Origin of the sequence: Microseira wollei NIES-4236 (genome assembly GCF_020521235.1) — a bacterium.
GTDB classification, from domain to species: Bacteria; Cyanobacteriota; Cyanobacteriia; order Cyanobacteriales; family Aerosakkonemataceae; genus Microseira; species Microseira wollei.
In genome coordinates this window covers 1-532 of sequence record NZ_BLAY01000537.1, presented here as the reverse complement: position 1 = coordinate 532, position 532 = coordinate 1, and the positions used below count along the sequence as shown (strand labels likewise).

The 532-nt window shown below is 48.9% G+C and carries 2 protein-coding genes; both read left to right on the top strand.

Annotated features, from left to right (window positions below; all coding sequences use genetic code 11):
• Window positions 1–88 precede the first annotated feature (88 nt).
• Window positions 89–274 carry a hypothetical protein gene (locus MiSe_RS49755; protein WP_226595026.1) on the top strand — a complete coding sequence of 62 codons (186 nt, stop codon included), beginning with the start codon at window positions 89–91 and terminating at the stop codon, window positions 272–274.
• Window positions 271–516 carry a hypothetical protein gene (locus MiSe_RS49750; protein ID WP_226595024.1) on the top strand — a complete coding sequence of 82 codons (246 nt, stop codon included), beginning with the start codon at window positions 271–273 and terminating at the stop codon, window positions 514–516. Before MiSe_RS49755 ends, MiSe_RS49750 begins: the two co-directional genes overlap by 4 nt.
• Window positions 517–532: the final 16 nt, after the last annotated feature.

Below are 532 nucleotides of genomic sequence, written 5' to 3'. Positions count from 1 at the left end.
GTTTGACCGATGCAACAAATTCTGTTGCTGCCGTGTCCCTACCCTGGCAACATTTGATCGTAGGGGCACGGCAGGAGAAAATTTTGAGTTGACAACTTTGATTGTTGCTGCCGTGCCCCTACCCTTTGATGAGGGGATCTGGGTACGGGCATTTTTGATTGTAGGGACACGGCAGGCAAAAAGTTTGACCGATGCCACAAAGCCTGTTGCTGCCGTGTCCCTACCCTGGCAACATTTGATTGTAGGGGCACGGCAGGAGAAAATTTTGAGTTGACAACTTTGATTGTTGCTGCCGTGCCCCTACCCTTGCAACATTTGATTGTAGGGACACGGCATTCAAAAAATTTGACCGATGCCACAAAGCCTGTTGCTGCCGTGTCCCTACCCTGGCAACATTTGATTGTCGGGACACGGCATTCAAAAAGTTTGACCGATGCAACAAATTCTGTTGCTGCCGTGTCCCTACCCTGGCAACATTTGATTGTAGGGGCACGGCGTTCAAAAATTTTGAGTTGACAACTTTGATTGTTGC